Raw genomic sequence first — 21725 nt, 5'->3', positions numbered from 1 at the left:
CCTGCAACGGACCCTCCCGAATGACTGTCTTCCTTGGCCTTGATATCGGTACAACCTCGACCATCGGCATCCTTACGGATACTGCGGGCAAAGTGCTGGCGCTCGCCTCGCGCCCGGTCACGCTTTATGCCGAACATCCGGGCTGGGCCGAGGAGGATCCGGCGGAGTGGTGGAGGAATTGCTGCGATCTGATCCCCGAACTGCTGCGCCTTTCGGGCATTGCCGCCACGGATATTGCCGGGATCGGTGTGGCCGGGATGCTGCCGGCGACGGTGCTGCTGGACGAGGCGGGCGGGGTGCTGCGGCGCTCGATCCAGCAAAGCGATGGCCGCGCCGGCGCAGAGGTCGAGGCGATGAGGCGCGAGATTGATGAGCCCGCTTTCCTGAAAGCCGCCGGATGCGGGGTGAACCAGCAGCTTGTCGGTGCCAAGATCCGCTGGCTGGCCCGGCATGAGCCCGGGATCCTGGCGCGGGCAAAGACCTTGCTCGGCTCATATGACTATATCAATTACCGTCTTACGGGCGTGGTTGCGGTTGAACAGAACTGGGCGCTGGAGGCCGGGATCGTCAATGTCGCCTCGGGCAGGATCGACCTCGCCCAGGCTGAGCTGACCGGCATACCGGCAGGTCTGCTGCCGCCGCTGATCGCGTCTTCGGCGATACTGGGGCATGTCACGGCCGCGGCAGCCTCTGCCACCGGCCTTGCCGAAGGCACCCCCGTGATCGGCGGTGCTGCGGATATGATCGCCTCCTGTCTCGGGGCAGGGGTGGTCAGGGGCGGCGACGTGCTTTTGAAATTCGGCGGCGCGGTTGATATCCTGACAGCAACTGAAGTGCTGAACCCCGATCCCCGCCTGTTCCTTGATTACCATCTGATCCCCGGTCTCTGGATGCCCAATGGCTGCATGTCGACCGGCGGCTCGGTGCTGAACTGGTTCGTCGAGACCTTTGCTTCGGGGATCGCGCCGCTGGACGGCTCGCGCCATGCCGCGCTGGATGCACTGGCGGCAGAGCGCCCTGCCGGGGCAATGGGGCTGACCTTCCTGCCCTATCTGCTGGGGGAAAAGACACCGCTGCATGATCCTGCGGCGCGCGGGGCGCTGAACGGGCTGACGCTGTCGCATGATCTGGGCCATATCTGGCGGGCCGTACTTGAATCCTATGCCTATGCGATCCGCCACCATATCGAGACCTTTCAGGAGATCGGGCATCCGACGCGACGCTTCATGGTCTCGGATGGTGGGGCGAAATCCTCGGTCTGGATGGGTATTGTCGCCGATGTGCTGGGAGAGCCGCTGCAAAGGCTCAGCGGGCATCCCGGCTCCTGCCTGGGCGCGGCCTGGACGGCGGCGGTGGGGCTGGGGGCGGCGGAATGGGGCGGCATCACCGCCTTTACCAGCCAGGACCGGCTTTTCACTCCGGACCCGGCCAATCGCGCGGTCTATGACAAAGGCTATGCCGTCTTCCGTGATCTCTATCGCCGTCTTGAGGGGGCAGGGGCGTGACGGGCTTTCCCTGGAAAGCGGTCGCCTGGGATATTGACGGCACCCTGATCGACAGTGAACCGCTGCATCACCGGGCGCTGCTGGCAACCTGTGCCGCCTGGGGGCTGGACCTTTCCGCTTTGCCGGAGAGCACATTTGTCGGCACCCATCTGCGCGATGTCTGGACGGCCCTGCGGGCCGATCTGGGCAGCAATCCGGATGCAGAACGGAGTGAGGCCGCCTTTTACCGGCAGATCAACCGGCACTATGCGGCAGGGGCGGACAGCCTGGCCGAGATTGCCGGCGCGCGGCGCGTGGTGCATGCGCTGGAGGCGCTGGGCGTGATCCAGGTCTGTGCCTCAAACTCTGATCGTGAGGTGGTGGACACCAATCTCGCAGTGCTGGGGATCGCGGGCATCATGCGGGGCAGCGTTTCGCTTGACGATGTGCGCGAGGGAAAGCCGGCCCCCGAACCCTATCTGCGCGCGGCCGTGCTGGCCGGCGTTGCACCCTCCGATGTCCTCGTGGTCGAGGACAGTCTGACGGGCACGAAAGCCGCGCTGGCGGCCGGGATGCGCGTGGCGCTGCTGGTTTCGCCCGATCAGCCGGAGCCTGTGGGAGAAGTGCGCCCGGATTACCGCATCACTGCCCTGGAACAGATCCCCGCCCTGACACGCTGATCCGGGCAGGGGGGAAACGGGCGCATCTCTGAGCGAAAAGCCCTGCTCCGATCAGATCCGCGCGCCCCCCGCAGGAGCGGGGGGCGTTTGCCGTTCTGTGCCGCAGATTGCGACATTTTCAGGCATGCCTCCTGAGCCTGCGGGCCTGTTGCGAAAATTTGTTGACAACGGCTTTGCCATTTTCGCATGCTTGTTATCTGTTATAACAAATTACAGGCATCCAGGATGCAACCCTCCCTCGCCCTGCGTCTTCTGACCCATTTCATCCTCGGGTTTTGCAGTCTGGTGGTGCTTTTGCCGCTGCTTTGGGTGCTCAGGACGTCCTTTGCCGATAAGGTGGTGGCCTATCAGCTGCCTCCCGAGATTTTCTTCACGCCCACGCTGGAAAATTACCGGGTGATCCTGTCCGAGATGAATTTCGGCACCTTCTTCCTCAACAGCCTGGTGATCTCGCTGGTCTCGACGCTGCTCGCAGTGGTGATCGGCGCGCTGGCCGCCTATGCGATCGACCGCTATCAGGCTGGTGGCAAGGCGATGCCCGTCATCATCCTTGCGACCCAGATGATGCCGCCCATCGTGCTGGTGATCCCCTTCTTCCTGATCTTCAAGGATATCGGCCTGACCGATTCCCATCTCGGGCTGATCATCACCTATCTGGCCTTCAACCTGCCCTATGTGGTCTGGCTCTTGATGAGCTTTATGAAGCGTGTCCCTCGCGAGCTGGACGAGGCTGCGCTGATTGATGGCTGCACACCCTTCTCCGCCTTTATCCGTATCATCGTGCCTGCGCTTCTGCCCGGGATCGGGGCTGCAACCATCCTGAGCTTCGTGCTCAGCTGGAACGAGTTCCTCTTCGCGCTGATGCTCTCGGGCAATGAATCGAAAACCCTTCCCGTCGCCATTTCCAGCCTTGTGACCCAGCAGGGTACGGCGATCGGCGCGGTCAGCGCGGCCACGATCCTCGCCATGCTGCCGATGGCCGTTCTCTATTTCGCCATGCGCCGTTTCCTCGTCTCGGGGCTCAATATGGGCGCGGTGAAGGGCTGAAGATCCAAATGAAGAACAGGGGCAAAGCCCTGCACCCAACCAACAAGGAGATAGGAATGACCCGCCTGAAGAAAACCGGGCTCGGCGTGACTGCCGCGCTTCTTATGACCGCCTCGGGGGCGCTGGCCGATGCCGCAGCCGTCTGCCAGGGCAAGACGCTGAACCTTTTGCTGGAGACAGTGCCCGACAGCACCGCGCTTTTCGAGGTTGCCCCCGAATTCGAGGCGCTTTCCGGCGCAAAGCTGAACATGGAGGCGGTGAACTATTCGCTGATGCATGAAAAGCTGGTGCCGAGCCTTACCGCCTCGTCCGGCTCTTATGACGTGCTGGTGGTCGACAGCTACTGGGCGGGCGAATTCGTCACCGCGAACTGGATCCTGCCGCTTGATGAGCGGATCGCGGCGGATGGGGTCGATACCTCGGTCTATTATCCGGCGCTGATGGACGTGAACGGCAAGGTCAAGGGCACGACCTATATGTTGCCCTTCTGGCAATATGCGATGGGGATGCTTTACCGCAAGGACATCACCGACAGCGCCGAATTCCAGGCCGCTTATAAAGAGAAGTTCGGCCGCGACTGGCGCCTGCCGGAAACGCTGCAGGAATATGCGGAACTGGCGAAATGGGCGGGCGAATTCACCGGCAAGGCGGGCGTTGCCATGTCGGGGCAGCGCGCCGATCCGGTGGTGATGGAGGCGACCAATTACCTCTTCTCGCTGGGCGGTGATTTCTACAACCGCGAAACCTGGGAGCCCTCACTGAATACGCCCGAGGCCATCGAGGCTATCACGATCTATGCCGATCTGATGAAGAACGCTGCCCAGCCGGGCGCGCTTGGCGCCAATTTCGACGATGTGGCCAATGCGCTGAAACAGGACAAGGCCGTCATGGCGATCCAGTTCCTGTTCCTGATGCCGACGCTTCAGGACCCCAAGGAAAGCCAGGTCGTCGACAAGATGGCCTTTGCCCGGATGCCGGGCCAGGACAGCCTGCTTGGTGCCTGGGGCTGGGCTATCCCGACCAATGCGGCGAATCCCGACTGCTCGTGGGAGTTCATCAAATGGGCGGAATCGAAGGATGTCGCGATGAAGCGCGCGATGGCAGGCGGTCAGCCGACCCAGGCCTGGATCTATGAGGATGCCGCCTATCTGGAGCGCTGGCCGGCCATGTCGGCTGTCGGTGGCGCGCTGGCCCATGCAAAAGGCCTGCCGGTAATGTCGCGCGCCACCCAGCTTGTCGAGGTCTTTGCCGAGGTGATGGGAGATGTGCTGGCAAATGGCACCGATCCGGCCACCGCTATCGCCAATGCCGAGGACAAGCTCGCGCGTCTGACCCGTGGCGATCCGCTGCTGAAATAAGCGCAAATCCGATCTGCCACGGCCCCCGCAGGGCCGTGGCACCCGATCCCAGTGACGGATGCCCGAAGACATGACACGCGCCACCCCGCCCAGTTCCCGCCGCGACGGCTTTTCTGTCGGCTTTTACAAGCTGCTCTTCATGGCCCCCACGATCCTCGTGCTGGCGCTGGTGGTGGCGGGGCCGTTGCTCTACTCGCTCTGGCTCAGCCTGCATGAATATATCATCACCTATGGCATGGGTGATCTGATCTGGTTCGAGAATTACACCCTGATGATGAGCGATGAATTCGCCGGCGTCTCCTGGGTGACGATGAAACTCACCGTGATCGTTGTCGTGCTGGAATTCCTGATCGCCTTTGGCCTTGCGCTTTTGCTGAACCAGCCCTGGCTGAAGATGCGCAATTTCTATCTTGTCGTGCTCATGCTGCCGATCCTGATGACGCCCGTTGCGGTGGCGCTGATGTTCCGGCTGATGTTCAACCCCAATCTGGGCATCATCAACTGGGTGCTGGCGCAGGTCGGCATCCCTGAACAGGGCTGGTTCGGCGATCCCGATCTGGCGCTGGCGACGGTGGTCTTCGTCGATATCTGGAACGAGACCTCGCTCATGCTGATCATGCTTTATGCCGGGCTGAAATCCCTGCCCCAGGACCCGGTCGAGGCGGCCAGGATCGACGGTGCCAGCTCATGGCAAATCCTGTGGCACGTGACGCTTCCGATGCTGAAGCCGGTGATCCTTGTCACCCTGCTGATCCGCATGATCACTGCACTGAAAAGCTATGACCTGATCTATATGCTGACCCAGGGCGGTCCCGGCAAGGTGACCGAGACGATCAGCTTCTACGCCTACCGCCTCGGTTTTCGTTTCCTTGATATCGGCCAGGCGGCGGCGGTGTCCTTTATCCTGCTGGCGGCAGTGGTGGCGCTGACCGTGCTGCTTTTGCGCATTATGAAAGAGAACTGAAAATGGCGGCCGATCCGACCCCGCGCTGGAAGCGTGTCGAGGAATGGGACCTGCGGCCCCTGCGGCTTGACAGCTTCTCGGAAGAGAATCCCGAACATGGCTTTGCCGTCTTCCACTCTCCCTGGGATCCGGCCCCCGGGCTTGTTCTGGGTTCCGGGGGGGAGATCGTTGAGATGGATGGCCGCAAGGCGGCGGATTTCGACATTCTCGACGCTTTCATCGCGGCGCATCACCTGGATGTGGCTGTTGCCCCCGAGGCGATGGCGCTCGACAGCACCCTGGTCGCGCGGATGCTGGTCGATGTGAACGTGCCGCGCGAAGAGCTGGAGCGGCTGGCGCGGGGCATGACGCCTGCGAAACTGGCCGAGGTGGTCGGGCGGCTTTCGATGCTTGAGGCGACCTTCGCCTATTCCAAGATGCGCCAGCGTCACAGCCCGGGCAATCAGGCGCATGTGACCAATGCCAAGGACGATCCGTTGCAGCTTGCGGCAGACAGCGCGATTGCCGTCGGTCTTGGCTTTGACGAGATCGAGACCACGATGCGGGTCGCGGGCAATGCCTGGGCCAATGCGCTGGCCTGCACGGTGGGGGCGGCAGCCGGGCGCGGCTCTACCTTGTTTCAATGTTCCATCGAAGAGGCCGAAGAGCTGAAGATCGGGTTGGCGGGCCTTGCCACCTATGCCGAGACGGTTTCGGTCTACGGGTCAGAGCGCAGCTTTGTCGATGGCGATGACACGCCCTGGTCCAAGACCTTCCTGACCGCCGCCTATGCCTCAAGGGGCATCAAGGCGCGCTGTACCTCGGGTGCGGGGTCCGAGCTGCTGATGGGGTTCCATGAGAAATGCTCGGTCCTTTACCTTGAGGCGCGCTGCCTTTGCCTGCAACGCGGCATGGGGGTACAGGGCACGCAAAATGGCGGTGTCGATGGCGCGCCCCTGACTGCTTCCATGCCGGGTGGCGTGCGCGAGCTGATGGCCGAGAACCTGATCGCGGTCTGGCTCGGGCTGGAATGTGCCTCGGGGAATGACACCAGGACGTCGGAATCCGAGGTCAGGATCGGGGCGAAGATCACGCCCTATCTGCTGGCGGGATCTGACCTCATCACCTCGGGTTTCGGCTCGATCCGCGCCTATGACAATTCCTTCAATCCCTCTTTGTTCAATGCCGAAGAGATGGAGGATTACCTGGTGCTGCAACGCGACTTTCAGGCCGATGGCGGGCTTGCCCCGGTGGGCGAGAGCGCGGCGCTTGCGCTGCGCCGCCAGGCGGTCACGGCTTTGGCCGATGTGCTTGAAGAACTGGGTCTGGCGGATACAGAAGCCGGAATGATCGAAAGCGTGATCCACGCCTCCGGCTCGAATGAGACCGAGACCTTCTCGCCGCTCAGGACGCTGCAGATCAGCCAGGACATTGCCGCGCGCGGGCTGACCGCGCTGGATGTTGTGCGGGCGCTTGCCCGGCGCGGGCATCGTGACATGGCCGGGAATGTGATGGCGATGCTGCGCCAGCGGGTCAGCGGCGACTATCTGCAAACCTCGGCCATTTTGCGCGACGGGCGTGTGGTTTCAGCGGTGAATGATCCGAACCGCTACAGCGGACCCGGCACCGGCTACCAGATGGACGAGGACCGCTGGGCGCGTGTAAAAGCGGTGCGTGGCACGATCAGCCGCAACCACATTCTTGCGGGCGAGGGCAATCACCAGGCGCCGGCGGGCGCGGCACAGTTCTATCCGATCGGCGAGGCCGGCCCGGGTCGCGACCCGCATGAGGTGGTGATCGGCATCTCTCCGGCATTTGGCGAAAGGCTGCATCGGACCACGGCGGGCCATGCCGTCACCGATGTGCTGGATGCGCTGACGAAGGGCATTCTCGAAGGCGGTGCATTGCCGCGTGTCGTCCGCATCCGCCATACCGCCGATACATCCTTTCTGGGGCTGACGGCGGCGCGGCTGGCGGGGTCGGGCTTCGGGATCGGCATCCAGGCCAAGGGCACCGCGATCATTCACCAGAAAGACCGGTTGCCGCATATGAACCTTGAGCTCTTCTCGAACGCGCCGCTGGTAAGTCTCGACCAGTATCGCGCCATGGGGCGCAATGCCGGCCGCATGACCTGGGGCGAACTGCCCGAGCCGATCATCGTGACGAATGACGGCCAGGCGCTTGGCGCGCGCTTCCACCCGCGGGTGGCACTGCTTTACGCCATCGAGACCGAGATGACTGACCCCGCCGCCACCCCCGAAGAGATGTTTTTCGCCAGTGCGGAGCGCAATGCATGAGCCGGTCCCCGCTTGACCTCTATCCGCTCTCCGAAAAGGCCTCCGCGCTTGTGCGCACGCCAGGCGGGCTTGGACTTGAGGATTTCACCGTCGATGCCGCGCTGGAAGGGCGGATCGGCCCGCAGGACCTTGCCATCACCCCCGAGGTGCTGCGGCTTCAGGCCGATATCGCCCGTGCCGCCGGACGCGACACGCTGGCCGCGAATTTCGAACGCGCAGCCGAGCTGACGGCCGTGCCGCAGGAGATGCTGCTTGATACCTATGAGCTGTTGCGCCCGGGCAGGGCCGGTGCGGCTGCCGAATTGCGCGCCCGTGCGCAACTGATGCGCGCGCGTTTCAACGCTCCGCTGATTGCGGCGCTGATCGAGGAGGCCGCCGAAATCGGTGAGAAGCGCGGCCTTTTCACGAAGAGATTCTAGGAAGGACAGGATAATGGCAGAGGTAGAAGTCATCCGGCTTGCCAAGAGTTTCGGCACCCATGACATCATCCGCGATCTCGATCTGAAGATCGAAGACGGGGAATTCGTTGTCCTTGTCGGCCCGTCAGGCTGCGGCAAGACCACGCTTTTGCGCATGATTGCGGGGCTGGAGCCGACAACGGCGGGCGAGATCCATATCGGTGCGCGGGATGTGACGCATCTTTCGCCGAAGAACCGGGATATCGCGATGGTCTTCCAGTCTTATGCGCTTTACCCGCATATGACCGCAGCAGAAAATATGGGATTCAGCCTGAAACTGGCAAAGATCCCGGCGGCGAAGATCGCCGATCAGGTGGCGCGTGCGGCAAAGCTTTTGCATATCGACCATCTGTTGAGCCGCAAGCCGCGAGAGCTGTCGGGGGGGCAGCGACAGCGCGTGGCGATGGGTCGCGCCATGGTGCGCGAACCGGCGGTCTATCTCTTCGACGAGCCGCTTTCCAATCTGGATGCGCAGCTGCGCACATCGATGCGGGCCGAGATCAAGCGGATGCATCTCGAAGAGAAGCAAACGGTTATTTACGTCACCCATGACCAGATCGAGGCGATGACGCTTGCCGACCGCATCGTCGCGATGCGGGCGGGCAAGATCGAGCAGATCGGCTCACCCGACGACCTTTACAACCGCCCGGCCAGCACCTTTGTTGCGAAATTCATCGGCTCTCCGGCGATGAACCTGCTGCCCGCTGAACTGGCGGGCGGCGAGATCCGCGTCACCGATGGGCCGGTTTTCGCGCTTCCCCCGGCCTTCGCTCATCTGCGCGCAGAGACCGGCCGCAAGGTCCTGCTGGGGATCCGCCCCGAAGCCTTCCATCTGTCGCCTGCCCAGGCGGGCTGGCCCGCTTTCGAAGTCACCGCCTCGCTTATCGAGCCCTGCGGGGCCGAGGTCTATGTGATCGGCGATCTGGCGGGTCAGGAAGTGACCCTGCGCCTTGCCCCCGGCACCGCCCCCGCCCGGGGCGAAAGCCGCAGTTTCTTTGCCGATACTGCGGCACTCCATCTGTTCGATGCGGTGACCGAACGCAGCCTGCGCGATGACGACGACAATCAAGGACAAAAGCCATGACCATGCAGACGCTTCTGCGCGGCAAGACCGCGCTTGTGACCGCTGCGGGATCGGGAATCGGGCGTGCCTCGGCTGAAATCCTTGCGGCAAACGGTGCCTTTGTCATGGTGACCGACCGCGACGCGACGGCGGCAGCCGAGACCGCCGCACGGATCCGGGCCGCCGGGGATGAGGCGGGCTCTGCCGCGCTTGATGTGGCGGATGAAAGCGCCGTCATCGCGGTGTTTGCCGCGCTGGTTGCAGAGCGTGGCGCGCTGAACATCCTCCACAACCATGCCGGGATTCAGATTGCCGGTGCGATGGAAGAGATCGGCTCTGACGAGATGCGCAAAAGCTATGAAATCAATGTCGTCGCACAATTCGCGGCCTGCAAGGCGGCGCTGCCGCATATGCGGGCGCAGGGTGGCGGTGTGATCCTCAACACGGCCTCGAATGCGGGGGTGTTTCTCGACAAGGGGATGCTGGCCTATATCACCACCAAATCCGCCGTCATCACGATGACGAAGCAGATCGCGCTGGATTACGCCAAAGACGGGATCCGGGTGAATGCGCTTTGCCCGGGCTGGGTCGATACCCCCTTCAACGGCCCCTATGAGGCGCAGCTTGGCGGGCGTGCCGCACTTGAGAAGGTGGTCGGTTCGCTGGTGCCGATGGGCCGTTTCGGGCGTCCCGAAGAAATCGCCGAAGCGATCCTCTTCCTGTGTTCGGACCGCTCTTCCTTCATCACCGGCCATGCCCTTGTGGTCGATGGCGGAGAATGCCTTGCCGGTGGCAGCAATTCCTCGGTCTGAGCCGCCATTGCGGACTGCCACCGAAGACAGGAACAAGGATAAAGACGTGCAGACCCCGCCTGACCCCGGCGCCGCCACGGCGCATGGCGGCTTGCCGCCCTTCAGGATGACCACCGACCCCGCCCTGGCGCCCGATGCCCGCCCGGGGGATGCCAATATGGTGCTGTCAAAGGAACCGCCCGGCATCTGCCCCGCCGGAGCAGAAGACATCGCCATGCGGGTTTTCGGCATCTCCGGCCGGTTTCGCGCCCTGTCGTCGGAACGGGATTCGAACTATCATGTCACCCTGCCTTGCGGTTCCCAGGCGCTTTTGAAGATCACCAATGCCGGCGAGGATCGGGGTGTCACCGCGATGCAGACGTCGGCGCTGATGCATCTGGCGGTGGTTGACCCGGAGCTGCCGGTGCAACGGATCTGCCAGACGCTGGCAGGCGCGCCCTGGGACATCATCACCGGACCTTCGGGGCAACAGCATGTGGTGCGGCTTCTGACCTGGCTTGAGGGCACCATGCTTCATGCCGCAACGCCCGGCCCGGATCTGCATCGCCGGATCGGCGTTCTGCTGGGGCGGCTGACCAAAGGGATGCGTGGTTTCTTCCACCCGGCTGCGGGTCATGTGCTGCAATGGGACATCAAGCAGGCCTCCAGCCTGCGCCCGATGCTGGATTCTGTCAGCGACCGGGCTTTGCACGACCGGCTGACGGCGCATCTCGACCGGTTCGAGGCGGAAATCGCGCCGCGTCTGCCGCATCTGCGGGCCTGGGTGGTCCATAACGACTTCAATCCGCACAACCTGGTGGTCGAGGGGGCAGTGGCCAATATTCCGACCGGGATCATTGATTTCGGCGATATGGTGCATACCGCGCTTGCCTGTGATCTTGCAGTGGCCTGTTCATACCACATCACCGACGGGCCCGCGCCGCTGGCACGGATCGCCGATATGGTTGCGGGCTATGCCTCGGTTCTGATGCCGGAAGAGGAGGAGGTCGCGCTCTTGCCCGATCTGATCCGTCTTCGCCATATCACCACGCTGGCCGTCACCTCCTGGCGTGCCGCCCGCTATCCCGAAAATGCGCCTTATATCCTCAGGAATGCCGCAGCCTCGCTGCGAGGCCTTGATGTGATCGACCGGATCGGCCCCGAAGCGACCGCGTGTGTCCTGCGCGCGGCTTTGCCCCTCAAAGCAACGGAGTAAACAGCCATGACACGCGATGCGACCATGGTTAACGCTTTCGATCCCGGCCGGACCGCCGGGCTTGATGCCGGGGATCTCGCCCTGATCGAACGGCGCGGCAAGGCGCTTGGCCCGGCTTACCGCCTGTTTTATGAGGAACCCCTGCATCTGGTGCGCGGGGAGGGCGTCTGGCTTTACGATGCCCATGGGCGCGCCTGGCTTGACGCCTATAACAATGTGGCCTCGCTTGGGCATTGCCATCCGAAAGTGGTCGAGGCCGTCAGCCGCCAGCTTGCGACCCTGAACACCCATACCCGCTATCTCCATGATGGCGTGGTCACCTATGCCGAGAGACTGCTGGCGACATTGCCCGGCGCACTCGGCCATATGATGTTCACCTGCACCGGGTCCGAGGCAAATGATCTTGCGTTGCGGATCGCGCGGTCCTTCACCGGACGCCAGGGGGTCATCGTCACCCGCCTTGCCTATCACGGGCTGACCGAGGCCGTGTCCGAGATTTCGCCCTCGCTGGGCGATTTCGTGCAAAGAGGCGCCCGGGTGCGGTTGATTGATGCCCCGAACGCGCTTTTCGTGCCGCCCGCCGGTCAGGGCGCGAAACTGGCCGCCGATCTTGCCGCCGCCATCGCGGAAATGCGTGCCGACGGGATCGAGCCGGCCGCTTTCATCGTCGACACGATCTTTTCAAGCGACGGGCTCTGTCCCGATCCTGCGGGGTTTCTCAAACCGGCCGCTGATCTGATCCGCGCCGAAGGCGGGCTGTTCATCGCCGATGAGGTGCAACCCGGCTTTGCCCGCACCGGCGATACGTTCTGGGGCTTCCAGCGGCATGGCATCATCCCCGATATTGTCACCATGGGTAAGCCGATGGGCAATGGCTTTCCGGTGGCGGGTGCGGCGCTCCGCCCGGAACTGGTCAGCGAGTTCGGGGCAAAGGCAAGATATTTCAACACATTCGGCGGCAATCCGGTGGCCGCAGCCGCAGGGATGACGGTGCTGGATGTGATCAGGGAAGAAGGCCTGCAACAAAATGCCCGCGAGATCGGCGTTTTCCTGAAAGAAGGGTTGCGAGGGATCACAGCCCGGCGCGACGGTATCGGCGATGTCAGGGGCGCGGGGCTGTTTCTCGCGGTGGAATGTGTGGAAAGCCGCAGCACGAATGCGCCGAATGCGCGGCTTGCGGGCCATATCGTCAATCATCTGCGGCGCAATGGCGTCCTGATCAGCGCCACCGGGCCCGGGGCCAATATCCTCAAGATCCGCCCGCCGCTCGTTTTGCAAAAGCCCGAAGCCACCCGCCTCCTTGAGGCAATAAACGCGGCGATCGCATCCGCCTGAGCTGCAGCGGTGTTGCGGTCAGGTGCAGGCTCGCGCCTTACCGGGGAAGCTGATAGCTTCGGTCAAAGTGCTGGAAAGATAGTATGATGGATTTTGCTCCGCTGACCGCCGAACCCTTGCATGAGAAGGCCTATTCTTCTTTGCGCAAGGCGCTTCTCATGGGGCGGTTCGCCCCGGGGCAATCCGTGACCATTCGCGGTCTGGGGGCAAGTCTCGGCATTTCCGCCACGCCCGTCCGCGAGGCCTTGCAGCGTCTGATCGCCGAAGGGGCGCTTGAGCTGGCCGCCAACCGGACGGTGCAGGTGCCGATCATGACGCGTGCCCGCTTTGCCGAGATCACCGCCATCCGCCTGCGGCTGGAGCCGTTTGCGGGAGAAGAGGCGCTGCCCAATGCCGATGCCGCCCTTTGTGCAAGGCTCGAAGAACTGAATAATCGCATGTTTGCCTCGATGGCCGAGGGCAGATTTTCAGATTACCTTGCCGACAATCAGAGCTTCCATTTCCTGATCTATGAAAGCGCGAACCAGCCCTTTTTGCAGCAAATGATCGGGCTTTGCTGGCTGCGGACCGGCCCCTGGCTGAACCGGCTCGCCGATGAGGGGCGCTTTCATGTGATCGCGAATGAAGAGCATGGCCAGATGATCCAGGCGTTGCGCAATCGGGACCGTGGGGCGGTCTCGGTGGCGCTGGCGAAAGACATACGCGACGCTGCAGAGGTGCTGGCAATCCATCTGGAGAGCTGAGGGTCTGCCTTCTTCCCCCGGGATATCTGTAACCGGGGGGGCACCAGCCCCGGGCCTCCGCCTGGTCCGAGAGGCGGCGTGACGGCGGCCCTGAGCAGTCCAGGGATCGCAGCCCGAGGATCTTCTCGCGGCCGCCAAGGCCCTGCCAGCGCCGGTGCTTTCCCCGACCGGATCACCCCAACGCCCACCGCACCGAAGCGAAGGACGACCGCCGGCGGTGAAAATGCGCAAAGCCCCGAGAGATCCCGGCAAAAACCCCCGAAATCCTCTCCCGGGTTCGATGCCAGCAACCCGACGATCTGCCGCCACTCAACTCTCCGCGACTATGTGAAATCGCTGTCCGGTGCTTCCGAATTCTGCGGCAGGGTGCGCAAGGTGGTCGACATGACGATCTATACCCTGCGCAACATGGTCGGGCGGTGCTTCAACAAACTCAAGAACAGTCGCCGCTTGGCAACCCGCTACGACAAAACCGCAGACAGTTTCCTCGGCTTCATCGACATCGCCTGCATCAGGCTCTCGCTTCGCCATTTGTCAACACATCCTGGGCAATTCTTTCCGGCTGCGCCTTCTGGCCGCTACGCTAATTGCCATGGGCCAGAGGCTCTGCACCCTCTTGGGTCACCAGCAAAGGGAAGAAAGCCCGCCGTGCCTGTTCTGCATGAAGACTGTTTCAGATGGCAGCCTGACAGCTTGTCAGTGCCTTCAGAACGGCAGCCCCCAGATCGGCATCGCTGGCGGTCATGGGCACCGATGTCAGCGGCAGATCCTTGCTGTAATCGAAGGTGGCACGGCTCCGATGCCTGGCGGCTTGGATCCGGATATTTTGCTCATCCCGTACCGACAGGTCAATGTAGCCTGATCCGGCATAGAGAGCTTGAAGCTGTCAACCTGATCACTGTAGCGCGGCAGTTGCCCGAAAATTCGGCAGGGGCGGTCACCTCGGGGTCGCGGCGGTGCCGGTGGGGCTGCCATCGGCGATCATCTCGCCATGGTTGAGCACGACGATGCGGTCTGAAAGCCCCATCACAACGCCGATATCATGCTCGATCAGGATCACCGGCAGGCCCAGCCGGTCGCGGATGATGCGGATATGGCTGGCCATGGCGGCTTTTTCGGTGCCGGTCAGCCCGGCCATCGGCTCATCCGGCAAGAGAAGGCGTGGATCCGCGATCAGGGCGCGCCAGCCCACCTGTTGTTGCAGCCGAAAGGCTGGGTCGGGACAAGGCGCGGCAGATGCGGGCCAAGGCCGGGAAGGTCGGCGATCTCGCGCAGCCTTGCATCGGTTCCGCGCGCCTCGCGCCGGGTGGCGGGCAGGACGGGGGCCTGGCAAAGGCGCGGTGGCGGAAGACGAGGCCACAGGCGATGTTTTCGGCGATCGTCAGCCCGGGAAACCGGGCGAGATTCTGGAAGGTCCGCGCCACGCGAGGCCCGGGCAGCCGGCCGGGCGGCACATGGGCAAAGCTATGGCCGCCAAGAGCGCTCTGGCCCTGATCGGTGCGACAAAGCCCGCTGATCCCATTGATCAGCGAGGATTTCCGGGCGCCATTCGGCCCGATCACCGCCCATCTCGCCGGGGCGGACATCGAAAGACCCATCTTTCAGCGCCCGGCTGCCGCCAAAACCCAGCGAGAGGCCACCGAGCTGCAAGGCCGGCGCGACGCTGGCCGTCAGCGGCCCCGCGGCGTCGGTCCGGGATGCAAAAGGGCGCCGCTCCGGCAGCGGGCAACCCTTGGCGCGCGGCGGCAGCGGGCCGCCGGCATATCGGGCCGACCATGGGGTTTGGGTATCGCGTTTATTCGGCGGCGATGTTTTGTTTTTGTTTTGTTTCGATTTCGCGGACGATTGGGATGACGTGTTTCCCGAAATATTCGACCTCTTCCTGGAAATGGAGGAAGCCCAGCAGCACGAGATCGGCGCCTGCCTGTTTGAGGCCGACGATGCGTTCGGCCACCTGGCGGGGGGTTCCGATCAGGTTTGACCGGAAGCCGTCATTATACTGCACCAGGTCCTCGAAGGAGGATTTCGCCCAGTTTCCCTCGCCTTCGGGGCTGGCCTTTCCGGCGTTTTTCACCTGGCCGGCAAAGCCGGCCACGGCTTCGGGGTTCGCCTTCGCGATGATCTCTTGCAAGACCGCCCGGGCCTCGGCCTCGGTCTCGCGGATGATGGCGAAGGCGTTGATGCCGACCTTCACCTTGTGCCCGTTTGCGGCGGCTTTCTCGCGGATGTCATCGACCTGGGCACGGAGCCCCTCGGGGGTATTGCCGTTGGTGAAATACCAGTCCGAGACGCGCGCCGCCATGTCCCGCGCCGCGCGCGACGAGCCACCCTGGAAGATTTCCGGTTGCGGATCAAGAGGTTTGGGCTTGAGGCTATAGTCGTTGAAGCGGTAGAAATCGCCGCGGAAGGTAAAGCTTTCCTCGGCCCAGATGCCGCGCAGCGCCCGGATGAATTCCTCGGATCTGCGGTAGCGCTCATCATGGTCCAGCCAGTGCTCGCCGATCGCGGCGAACTCGCCCCGAAACCAGCCCGAGACCACATTGACCGCGATCCGCCCGCCGGAAAGATGGTTGATGGTGGCGATCTGCTTGGCCGCCAGCGCCGGGTTCCAGGGGCCTGGCAGCAGCGCCGCAATCACCTTCAGACGCTGGGTATGGGCCAGAAGATCCTGGCTGAACGAGACGGATTCATGTTGATTGTCAGCACCATAGCCGGCGGTAAAGCGGATCTGGCTCAGCGCGTAGTCAAAGCCGGCGGCCTCGGCGATCTGCGCCAGTTTGCGGTTGTATTCGGGGGTCCAGCTGGTGCGCTGTTCGACAGTCGAGATCACGAGGCCGCCCGAAACATTGGGCACCCAATAGGCGAATCTGACGGGATCGGCGGTCATGGGGGGGCTCCTGAATATCTATTCGGCGGCGGCGCGGATGCGGGCGGCGCCGGGGAAAATCGTGGTGAATTCCTCGATGGCGCGGGCCAGCCGGTCGAGCGCGGGGCCGTCGCCCAGCCGCCCTTCCGAGAAGTCGCGATCCGAGACATGCACGGCGGTCGACAGGAGCCGGGCCTCGAAAAAGGCGAAGAGCGGGCGCAGCTGGTGTTCGACCGCCAGCGCGTGTTTCTCACCGCCGCCGGTGGCCGCGATCAGCACCGGTTTGCGGATCAGCGCAGCAGGGTCGATCAGGTCGATCAGATGTTTGAAAAGCCCGGGGTAAGAGCCCTTGTAAACCGGCGTCGCCACAATCAGCGCATCGGCGCGCAAAAGCGTCTCGAGATTGCGCTGCGCCCCCGGAGCCAGATCGCCGGCCCGGCGCGCCCGGCCAAGATCCTCGCCGAAATCGGCGATGTCAAAGAGGGTGGTGCGGGCATGAAGCGCATCCCCCGCCAGCCCAAGCGCCTGCCCGACAAGCGCCCGCGTCTTCGACGGCGCGGTGATATTGCCGGCAAGGCCCACGATATGAAGTTCAGACATCCGGCTTTCCTCAATCCCGACCAGTCCCGTCGTGATAAAACCCGATGCCCGGAACAAGCCATTCCAAATTCAACCAAAACGCAGACAGTTTCTTCCGCAATATACAAAAATGCGCCCGTCAGGGGCAGCGGATCCGGCGCCTCGATCAACCGGATCTGGCCGTACCGGGGGAAGGATCTGCGCTGTCGTCGCATCGAAGGGGGGAAATGCTGCATCGCAGAAGGGGAATTTTTTCGTGTCATCCTCGGATGGGCGGTGAAAATCGCTTGCAGAGGATCCCTGGCCCGGCTCTGTGATGGAGACTGCCCGAAAAGGAGCGCCGGATGACCCGCAACAGCCCGAAGATTCTGGTGGCCGACCTTGTTGGCCTTGCCTTTGATGCGGCGGGAGAGCCGGATTGCTCGGGCTTTCGCGCCCATGTCGAAAGCGGCGGAGGGCGGTTCCATATCGGCTCGGCCAGGGCGGTGCGGGCGGAAGAAGGCAGGGCGGGTTTCTTCTATATGCCGCATCTCTCGACCAGCGACGCGCTGATCGCCGAGGCGGGGGATGGGCTTTACGACGCGGTGATCGCGGCGGCGACCTTTCTGCCCGCCGGGACGCGGTTCGATCTGGGCGGGGTGCGGATCGGCACCGGCACCGGCAATATGGGATCGGCCAGCTGGGGCGGCGGTGACGGGCTGGGGGGCGCAGCGCCTTTGATGAACACGCCCGGGATCAATGCGCGGGCAACGGCGCAGATGGTGATGAAGGCGCTGATCCGGCAGCGGCCCGATCTGCCGGTCGAGGCGCTGCATGCGCTGGTGGTGGCGGGGCGCTTCGATACCGGCCGCGACCTGGCGCAATATCCGACGCGCAAGCTGGAGGGGCAGCGGCTCGCGGTGATCGGTTACGGCAATATCGGGCGCGAGGTGGCGCTGTTGGCCCGCGCCTTCGGGATGGAGGTGGTGATCCATGCCCGCCCGCGTCACCGGCTCTGGATCCAGAGCGAGGGGTTTCGCTGGGCCGCCAGCCCCGAGGAGGCAGCAATCGGGGCGGATGCACTCTCGGTCCATCTGGGGCTGGGGCCGAAGGGGCCCGAGGGTTTTGCCAATGCCGGGCTGATCAATGAGGCGGTGCTGGCCGCGCTCGCGCCGGGCGCGGTGCTGCTGAACTATGACCGGGGCGAGCTGGTGGATATCCCGGCGCTGGACCGGGCGCTGAGCGCGGGCCAGGTTGGTTTCGCGGCGATTGATGCGGATCTGTTCAGCGACGCGGCGGGCGCGCTGTCCGGGCCGATGCAACCTTATCTGGCCCTGGTCGCGCGCCATGGCGCGCGGCTTTCGCTGTTGCCGCATGCGGCGGCCGATACCGATCACCCGACCCGGGTGGCCGGCGCGATCCAGGCGGCGGATCAGCTGCTGGAGGCGATCCGGAACCGGGTGGTGCGCAATCTGAAAGGCGACCTGCCCGAGGGCTATAGCGATGGCGGCCCGTTGACGCCGGCAGGCCTTGGCGGCGTCGCAAAGCCGGATCTGGCGCGTGTCGCCGGCAGCGGGCTAGGGGCCGCCGCCGCCGATTTCGCGGCGGGGATGGCACGGCTTGAGGCAGGGAATGTCTCGCAGGGCGAGGCGCTGGTTCTGGCCGCGAACCGGCTTTCGACGCTGATGCGCGAGGCGGGGCTGGCCGGTCCCTGGAAAGGCTGAACCGCGGCGGGAAATCCCTGGGGAAACCGTTGTGACCGGGCGCTGCGCGGCCTATATTGGGCGCGCGTATATCGGGCGTATATCAGGAATCCCGTCATGTCAGTGCAGACTTACAGCCTTTCGATTGCTTCGGCGAAGATCGGGACGACTCCGGAAGGGGCGCGTGAACTCCGCGTCCGCTACAGTGGCAATGGCAGCGGCGAGGTGGTGGTGCCGCTGGCATCGACCGATTTCGACACGCTGCTTCAGGGCTGCGAACAGGTGGCGCGCCGCATCTTCCAGCAGGAATTCCGTCTCAACAGCGCGGTGGAGCTGTCCTTCGCGCTGGAGGACCGCAATGAGCTGAAGCTCTGGCACACAAAACCCGGGCTCTTCATCAAATGCCCGCTGACCATGCATATGGAATGGTCCTGCCCGCATCTGAGCCAGGCCTATAAGACCATGACGACGCTTGGCGTGGTGGAGCTGCCGTCGGAAATCGCGCTGGATGGCAATGCGATCGGCGCCGATGAGACGGTGAAGGTGATCATGGATTCCATGGCCGGCGGCGTCGAATTCATGGGCGGCGTCATGCTGATGCGCAATCTGATCGACCATGACAGCGAGGCTGGCCGGATGCGGGCGGCTGCCGGCGGCTGATCCCGACAGCCGGGGCCTGACGGACCCTTCGCTGCGACAAATCGCGTCGCGGCAATCCGTCCGTTTGAGAATGATTCCAGTTGCCAGCGCAGCTTTGCCAGCCTATCGGAAGCGCCATGAGACAGCCTGACGCCAGCACTCCTCTTCGTATCGGTACGCGCGGATCGCCGCTGGCGCTGGTGCAGGCGTTCCAGACCCGCGACTGGCTTCGCGCAAGGCATAATCTGCCGGTCGAGGCTTTCGAGATCGTGGTGATCAAGACCACGGCCGACCGGGTGCTTGACAAGCTTCTGAAAGAGATCGGTGGCAAGGGGCTGTTCACCAAAGAGCTGGAAGAGGCGCTGCTGGATGGTCGCATCGACCTTGCCGTGCATTGCGTCAAGGATATGGCCGTGGCCGAGCCCGATGGCCTCGTCTCGGATATTTTCCTGCCCCGCGAAGACCCGCGCGACGTGCTGGTTTCCCATAAATATCGCAGCCTTGACGATCTGCCTCCGGGCGCGACGGTCGGCACGTCGAGCATGCGGCGCGGCGCGCAGACGCTGTTCGCCCGCCCCGATCTGCGCATCGTGAATTTCCGTGGCAATGTGCAGTCGCGGCTGGCGAAACTGGAACAGGGGCTGGCCGATTGCACCTTCCTTGCGCTGGCCGGGCTGAACCGGCTGGGGATGAAGGATCACGGCTGGAAGATCATCGAGACCGAAGAGATGCTGCCCGCTGTCGGTCAGGCCGCGCTGGCGATCCAGCGCCGCAAGGGCGACCTCTGGGTGCGCGATCTGCTGATGCCGCTGCATGACCCGGTTTGCGAGCGGGAAATGGCCTGCGAGAGGACCTTTCTTGCCACGCTGGAAGGGAATTGCCAGACGCCGATTGCCGGCCTTGCGCGGCTGACCGATGGCGTGATCCATTTCCGGGGCGAGATCCTGCGCACCAATGGGGCCGGGCGTCTGACGGTCGGGGGGACATGCCCCGCCCCGGACGCAGCCGCGCTTGGCGCAAGCCTTGCGCGCGATCTGCTGGGCCGCGCCGGCCCTGACTTTTTCGACTGGAAACGTCCCTGCGGCTGAGGGGGTGATGGCAAGGCTGCCGGCCTTCGCCGTAAGCATTGCCCGTTCTGCGGGCAGCGCGTTTGCTGCTTCGGCGCCGGGCTGCGGCTTAGACCCTCCCTAATCAGGGCTGCAAGAAAGGCTCATAGGCAAATCAGGTTTTTCAGCGGCATCATTTCCTCAGGCGACCGGCCGTTCCGGCGGTCACACTGAACCCAATCCGCTTGAGGAAGCCGTAATGTCCGTCGAAAAAGTCGATACTCTCGTCATCGGGGCCGGCCAGGCCGGTGTCGCGATGAGCGAGCATCTGGGCCGGCGCGGCCTGTCGCATCTGGTGGTGGAAAAGAACCGCATCGCGGAAAGCTGGCGCACGGCACGGTGGGATTCCCTGGTGGCGAATGGCCCGGCCTGGCATGACCGTTTTCCCTCGCTGAATTTCGACGATCTGGACCCGGATGCCTTTGCCCATCACGACCGGGTGGCGCAATATTTTGAGGATTGCGTGGCGCAGAACAAATCCCCGGTGCGCTGCGGCGTGACGGTGACGTCGCTTACGCCGCAGCCGGGCGGCTTCCGGGTCGAGACCTCGCAGGGCGTGATCGAGGCGAAGAACGTCGTCGCCGCCACCGGCCCCTTTCAGAAGCCGATCATCCCGCCGGTGGTGCCGGCCTCCTCCGGCATTCATCAGCTGCATTCGCATGGCTACAAGACCCCCGGCCAGCTGCCCGAAGGCGGCGTTCTGGTGGTGGGCGCGGGATCTTCCGGCGTGCAGATCGCGGATGAGCTGCGCCGCGCCGGCCGCAAGGTCTGGCTTTCGGTCGGGCCGCATGACCGCCCGCCGAGGCGCTACCGCGGCAAGGATTTCGTCTGGTGGCTGGGTGCGCTTGGCATCTGGGACACCACCACCCCGGCGCCCGGCACCGAACATGTGACCATCGCGGTCAGCGGTGCCCATGGCGGCCAGACCGTCGATTTCCGCCGCCTCGCGGGCGCGGGGATGGGGCTGGTCGGCATGACCGCGCGCTTTGAGAATGGCGTGATGCATTTCGCCGCCGATCTGGCGAAAAATGTCGCCATGGGCGATGCGAATTACCTGGGCCTTCTGCAACAGGCCGATGCCCATGTGGCAAAGCATGGCCTCGACCTGCCGCCTGAACCCGGTGCCCATCTGATCGGGGCGGACCCTGGCTGCCTGACCGATCCGGTGCTGGCGCTGGATCTGGCGAAAGAGGGGATCACCACCATCCTCTGGGCCACCGGCTATGCGCTGGATTTCAGCTGGATCAAGGCCGATATCTTCGACGAGCGCGGCCGCCCGCAGCATAAAAACGGTGTCTCGCCGGTGCCGGGGCTGTATTTCCTCGGCCTGCCCTGGCTGTCCCGGCGCGGGTCCTCCTTCATCTGGGGGGTCTGGCATGATGCCGACAGCCTTGCCGGCCATATCGCTGCGGCCCGGGTGACGCCGGCCTGACCCCCA

The 21725-nt window shown here is 63.9% G+C and carries 20 protein-coding genes and 1 pseudogene; 17 read left to right on the top strand and 4 right to left on the bottom strand.

Translation table 11 applies throughout. The features are described from left to right. Positions 1-20: 20 nt before the first annotated feature. The 13 genes and pseudogenes from DRF71_RS22035 to DRF71_RS21975 form a co-directional block, all read left to right on the top strand. Positions 21-1505 carry an FGGY-family carbohydrate kinase gene (locus tag DRF71_RS22035; protein WP_112312651.1) on the top strand — a complete coding sequence of 495 codons (1485 nt, stop codon included), beginning with the start codon at positions 21-23 and terminating at the stop codon, positions 1503-1505. Beyond that, positions 1502-2164, top strand: coding sequence for an HAD family hydrolase (locus DRF71_RS22030; RefSeq protein WP_112312650.1), 663 nt, complete (start codon positions 1502-1504; stop codon positions 2162-2164). The genes DRF71_RS22035 and DRF71_RS22030 overlap by 4 nt, the downstream gene beginning before the upstream one ends. A 225-nt stretch (positions 2165-2389) precedes the next feature. Next, positions 2390-3211 carry a carbohydrate ABC transporter permease gene (locus tag DRF71_RS22025; protein WP_157971242.1) on the top strand — a complete coding sequence of 274 codons (822 nt, stop codon included), beginning with the start codon at positions 2390-2392 and terminating at the stop codon, positions 3209-3211. A 56-nt stretch (positions 3212-3267) separates the two neighbouring features. Continuing rightward, positions 3268-4569: an extracellular solute-binding protein gene (locus tag DRF71_RS22020; protein WP_157971241.1), complete on the top strand. Its 1302-nt coding sequence runs from the start codon at positions 3268-3270 to the stop codon at positions 4567-4569. A gap of 70 nt (positions 4570-4639) precedes the next feature. Continuing rightward, positions 4640-5533: a carbohydrate ABC transporter permease gene (locus DRF71_RS22015; protein ID WP_157971240.1), complete on the top strand. Its 894-nt coding sequence runs from the start codon at positions 4640-4642 to the stop codon at positions 5531-5533. Positions 5534-5535: 2 nt separating this feature from the next. Next, positions 5536-7809 carry a propanediol/glycerol family dehydratase large subunit gene (locus DRF71_RS22010; protein ID WP_112312646.1) on the top strand — a complete coding sequence of 758 codons (2274 nt, stop codon included), beginning with the start codon at positions 5536-5538 and terminating at the stop codon, positions 7807-7809. Continuing rightward, entirely contained in the window at positions 7806-8228 is a 423-nt protein-coding gene (locus DRF71_RS22005) for a diol dehydratase small subunit (protein WP_112312645.1), read from the top strand. Before DRF71_RS22010 ends, DRF71_RS22005 begins: the two co-directional genes overlap by 4 nt. Before the next feature lie 13 nt (positions 8229-8241). Next, positions 8242-9351 (top strand): ABC transporter ATP-binding protein, encoded by a 1110-nt coding sequence (locus DRF71_RS22000; RefSeq protein WP_112312644.1) that lies wholly within the window; start codon positions 8242-8244, stop codon positions 9349-9351. Further along, entirely contained in the window at positions 9348-10142 is a 795-nt protein-coding gene (locus DRF71_RS21995; protein ID WP_332872074.1) for an SDR family NAD(P)-dependent oxidoreductase, read from the top strand. Before DRF71_RS22000 ends, DRF71_RS21995 begins: the two co-directional genes overlap by 4 nt. A gap of 46 nt (positions 10143-10188) precedes the next feature. Further along, positions 10189-11337, top strand: coding sequence for a phosphotransferase (locus DRF71_RS21990; protein WP_157971239.1), 1149 nt, complete (start codon positions 10189-10191; stop codon positions 11335-11337). Between the two features lie 6 nt (positions 11338-11343). After that, positions 11344-12672 carry an aspartate aminotransferase family protein gene (locus tag DRF71_RS21985; RefSeq protein ID WP_112312642.1) on the top strand — a complete coding sequence of 443 codons (1329 nt, stop codon included), beginning with the start codon at positions 11344-11346 and terminating at the stop codon, positions 12670-12672. 86 nt (positions 12673-12758) lie between these two features. After that, positions 12759-13415 carry a GntR family transcriptional regulator gene (locus tag DRF71_RS21980; protein WP_198672311.1) on the top strand — a complete coding sequence of 219 codons (657 nt, stop codon included), beginning with the start codon at positions 12759-12761 and terminating at the stop codon, positions 13413-13415. A 363-nt stretch (positions 13416-13778) separates the two neighbouring features. After that, positions 13779-13955 (top strand): annotated as a pseudogene (locus DRF71_RS21975) (IS5/IS1182 family transposase); the annotation flags it as partial. Between the two features lie 397 nt (positions 13956-14352). Here DRF71_RS21975 and DRF71_RS21970 read toward each other — a convergent pair. From DRF71_RS21970 to DRF71_RS21955, 4 genes are all read right to left on the bottom strand, one after another. Continuing rightward, positions 14353-14607, bottom strand: coding sequence for an ATP-binding cassette domain-containing protein (locus tag DRF71_RS21970; RefSeq protein WP_198672321.1), 255 nt, complete (start codon positions 14605-14607; stop codon positions 14353-14355). Beyond that, positions 14558-15001 (bottom strand): ATP-binding cassette domain-containing protein, encoded by a 444-nt coding sequence (locus DRF71_RS29545; protein ID WP_198672310.1) that lies wholly within the window; start codon positions 14999-15001, stop codon positions 14558-14560. The genes DRF71_RS21970 and DRF71_RS29545 overlap by 50 nt, the downstream gene beginning before the upstream one ends. A gap of 209 nt (positions 15002-15210) precedes the next feature. Further along, positions 15211-16302: a dimethylsulfone monooxygenase SfnG gene (gene sfnG, locus DRF71_RS21960; protein ID WP_112312638.1), complete on the bottom strand. Its 1092-nt coding sequence runs from the start codon at positions 16300-16302 to the stop codon at positions 15211-15213. Between the two features lie 18 nt (positions 16303-16320). Beyond that, complete coding sequence (locus tag DRF71_RS21955) at positions 16321-16881, bottom strand: NAD(P)H-dependent oxidoreductase (RefSeq protein WP_112312757.1); 561 nt, start codon at positions 16879-16881, stop codon at positions 16321-16323. Positions 16882-17204: 323 nt separating this feature from the next. Here DRF71_RS21955 and DRF71_RS21950 point away from each other — a divergent pair, with 323 nt between their 5' ends. The 4 genes from DRF71_RS21950 to DRF71_RS21935 all read left to right on the top strand — a co-directional run bounded on the left by DRF71_RS21950 (position 17205) and on the right by DRF71_RS21935 (position 21719). Then, the gene (locus DRF71_RS21950; RefSeq protein ID WP_112312637.1) at positions 17205-18563 is read left to right on the top strand and encodes an NAD(P)-dependent oxidoreductase; all 1359 of its coding nucleotides are present in this window, start codon (positions 17205-17207) and stop codon (positions 18561-18563) included. A gap of 96 nt (positions 18564-18659) precedes the next feature. Further along, entirely contained in the window at positions 18660-19202 is a 543-nt protein-coding gene (locus DRF71_RS21945) for a hypothetical protein (RefSeq protein ID WP_112312636.1), read from the top strand. 116 nt (positions 19203-19318) lie between these two features. Further along, on the top strand, positions 19319-20269 hold the full coding sequence (hemC, locus tag DRF71_RS21940; protein ID WP_112312635.1) for a hydroxymethylbilane synthase: 951 nt from the start codon (positions 19319-19321) through the stop codon (positions 20267-20269). A gap of 217 nt (positions 20270-20486) precedes the next feature. Beyond that, the gene (locus DRF71_RS21935) at positions 20487-21719 is read left to right on the top strand and encodes a flavin-containing monooxygenase (RefSeq protein ID WP_112312634.1); all 1233 of its coding nucleotides are present in this window, start codon (positions 20487-20489) and stop codon (positions 21717-21719) included. The last annotated feature ends 6 nt before the right edge of the window (positions 21720-21725 follow it).

The sequence above is a fragment of the Pseudogemmobacter bohemicus genome (assembly GCF_003290025.1).
GTDB lineage: Bacteria > Pseudomonadota > Alphaproteobacteria > Rhodobacterales > Rhodobacteraceae > Pseudogemmobacter > Pseudogemmobacter bohemicus.
This window is presented reverse-complemented; position numbering and strand designations above follow the sequence as displayed.

Bases quoted from the DNA above. Each gene is read 5' to 3' on its own strand.
- DRF71_RS22035 (WP_112312651.1), top strand. From the start codon at position 21: ATGACTGTCTTCCTTGGCCTTGATATCGGTACAACCTCGACCATCGGC.
- DRF71_RS22025 (WP_157971242.1), top strand. From the start codon at position 2,390: ATGCAACCCTCCCTCGCCCTGCGTCTTCTGACCCATTTCATCCTCGGG.
- DRF71_RS22020 (WP_157971241.1), top strand. From the start codon at position 3,268: ATGACCCGCCTGAAGAAAACCGGGCTCGGCGTGACTGCCGCGCTTCTT.
- DRF71_RS22015 (WP_157971240.1), top strand. From the start codon at position 4,640: ATGACACGCGCCACCCCGCCCAGTTCCCGCCGCGACGGCTTTTCTGTC.
- DRF71_RS22010 (WP_112312646.1), top strand. From the start codon at position 5,536: ATGGCGGCCGATCCGACCCCGCGCTGGAAGCGTGTCGAGGAATGGGAC.
- DRF71_RS22005 (WP_112312645.1), top strand. From the start codon at position 7,806: ATGAGCCGGTCCCCGCTTGACCTCTATCCGCTCTCCGAAAAGGCCTCC.
- DRF71_RS22000 (WP_112312644.1), top strand. From the start codon at position 8,242: ATGGCAGAGGTAGAAGTCATCCGGCTTGCCAAGAGTTTCGGCACCCAT.
- DRF71_RS21995 (WP_332872074.1), top strand. From the start codon at position 9,348: ATGACCATGCAGACGCTTCTGCGCGGCAAGACCGCGCTTGTGACCGCT.
- DRF71_RS21985 (WP_112312642.1), top strand. From the start codon at position 11,344: ATGACACGCGATGCGACCATGGTTAACGCTTTCGATCCCGGCCGGACC.
- DRF71_RS21980 (WP_198672311.1), top strand. From the start codon at position 12,759: ATGGATTTTGCTCCGCTGACCGCCGAACCCTTGCATGAGAAGGCCTAT.
- DRF71_RS29545 (WP_198672310.1), bottom strand. From the start codon at position 15,001: ATGTCCGCCCCGGCGAGATGGGCGGTGATCGGGCCGAATGGCGCCCGG.
- sfnG (WP_112312638.1), bottom strand. From the start codon at position 16,302: ATGACCGCCGATCCCGTCAGATTCGCCTATTGGGTGCCCAATGTTTCG.
- DRF71_RS21955 (WP_112312757.1), bottom strand. From the start codon at position 16,881: ATGTCTGAACTTCATATCGTGGGCCTTGCCGGCAATATCACCGCGCCG.
- DRF71_RS21950 (WP_112312637.1), top strand. From the start codon at position 17,205: ATGACCCGCAACAGCCCGAAGATTCTGGTGGCCGACCTTGTTGGCCTT.
- DRF71_RS21945 (WP_112312636.1), top strand. From the start codon at position 18,660: ATGTCAGTGCAGACTTACAGCCTTTCGATTGCTTCGGCGAAGATCGGG.
- hemC (WP_112312635.1), top strand. From the start codon at position 19,319: ATGAGACAGCCTGACGCCAGCACTCCTCTTCGTATCGGTACGCGCGGA.
- DRF71_RS21935 (WP_112312634.1), top strand. From the start codon at position 20,487: ATGTCCGTCGAAAAAGTCGATACTCTCGTCATCGGGGCCGGCCAGGCC.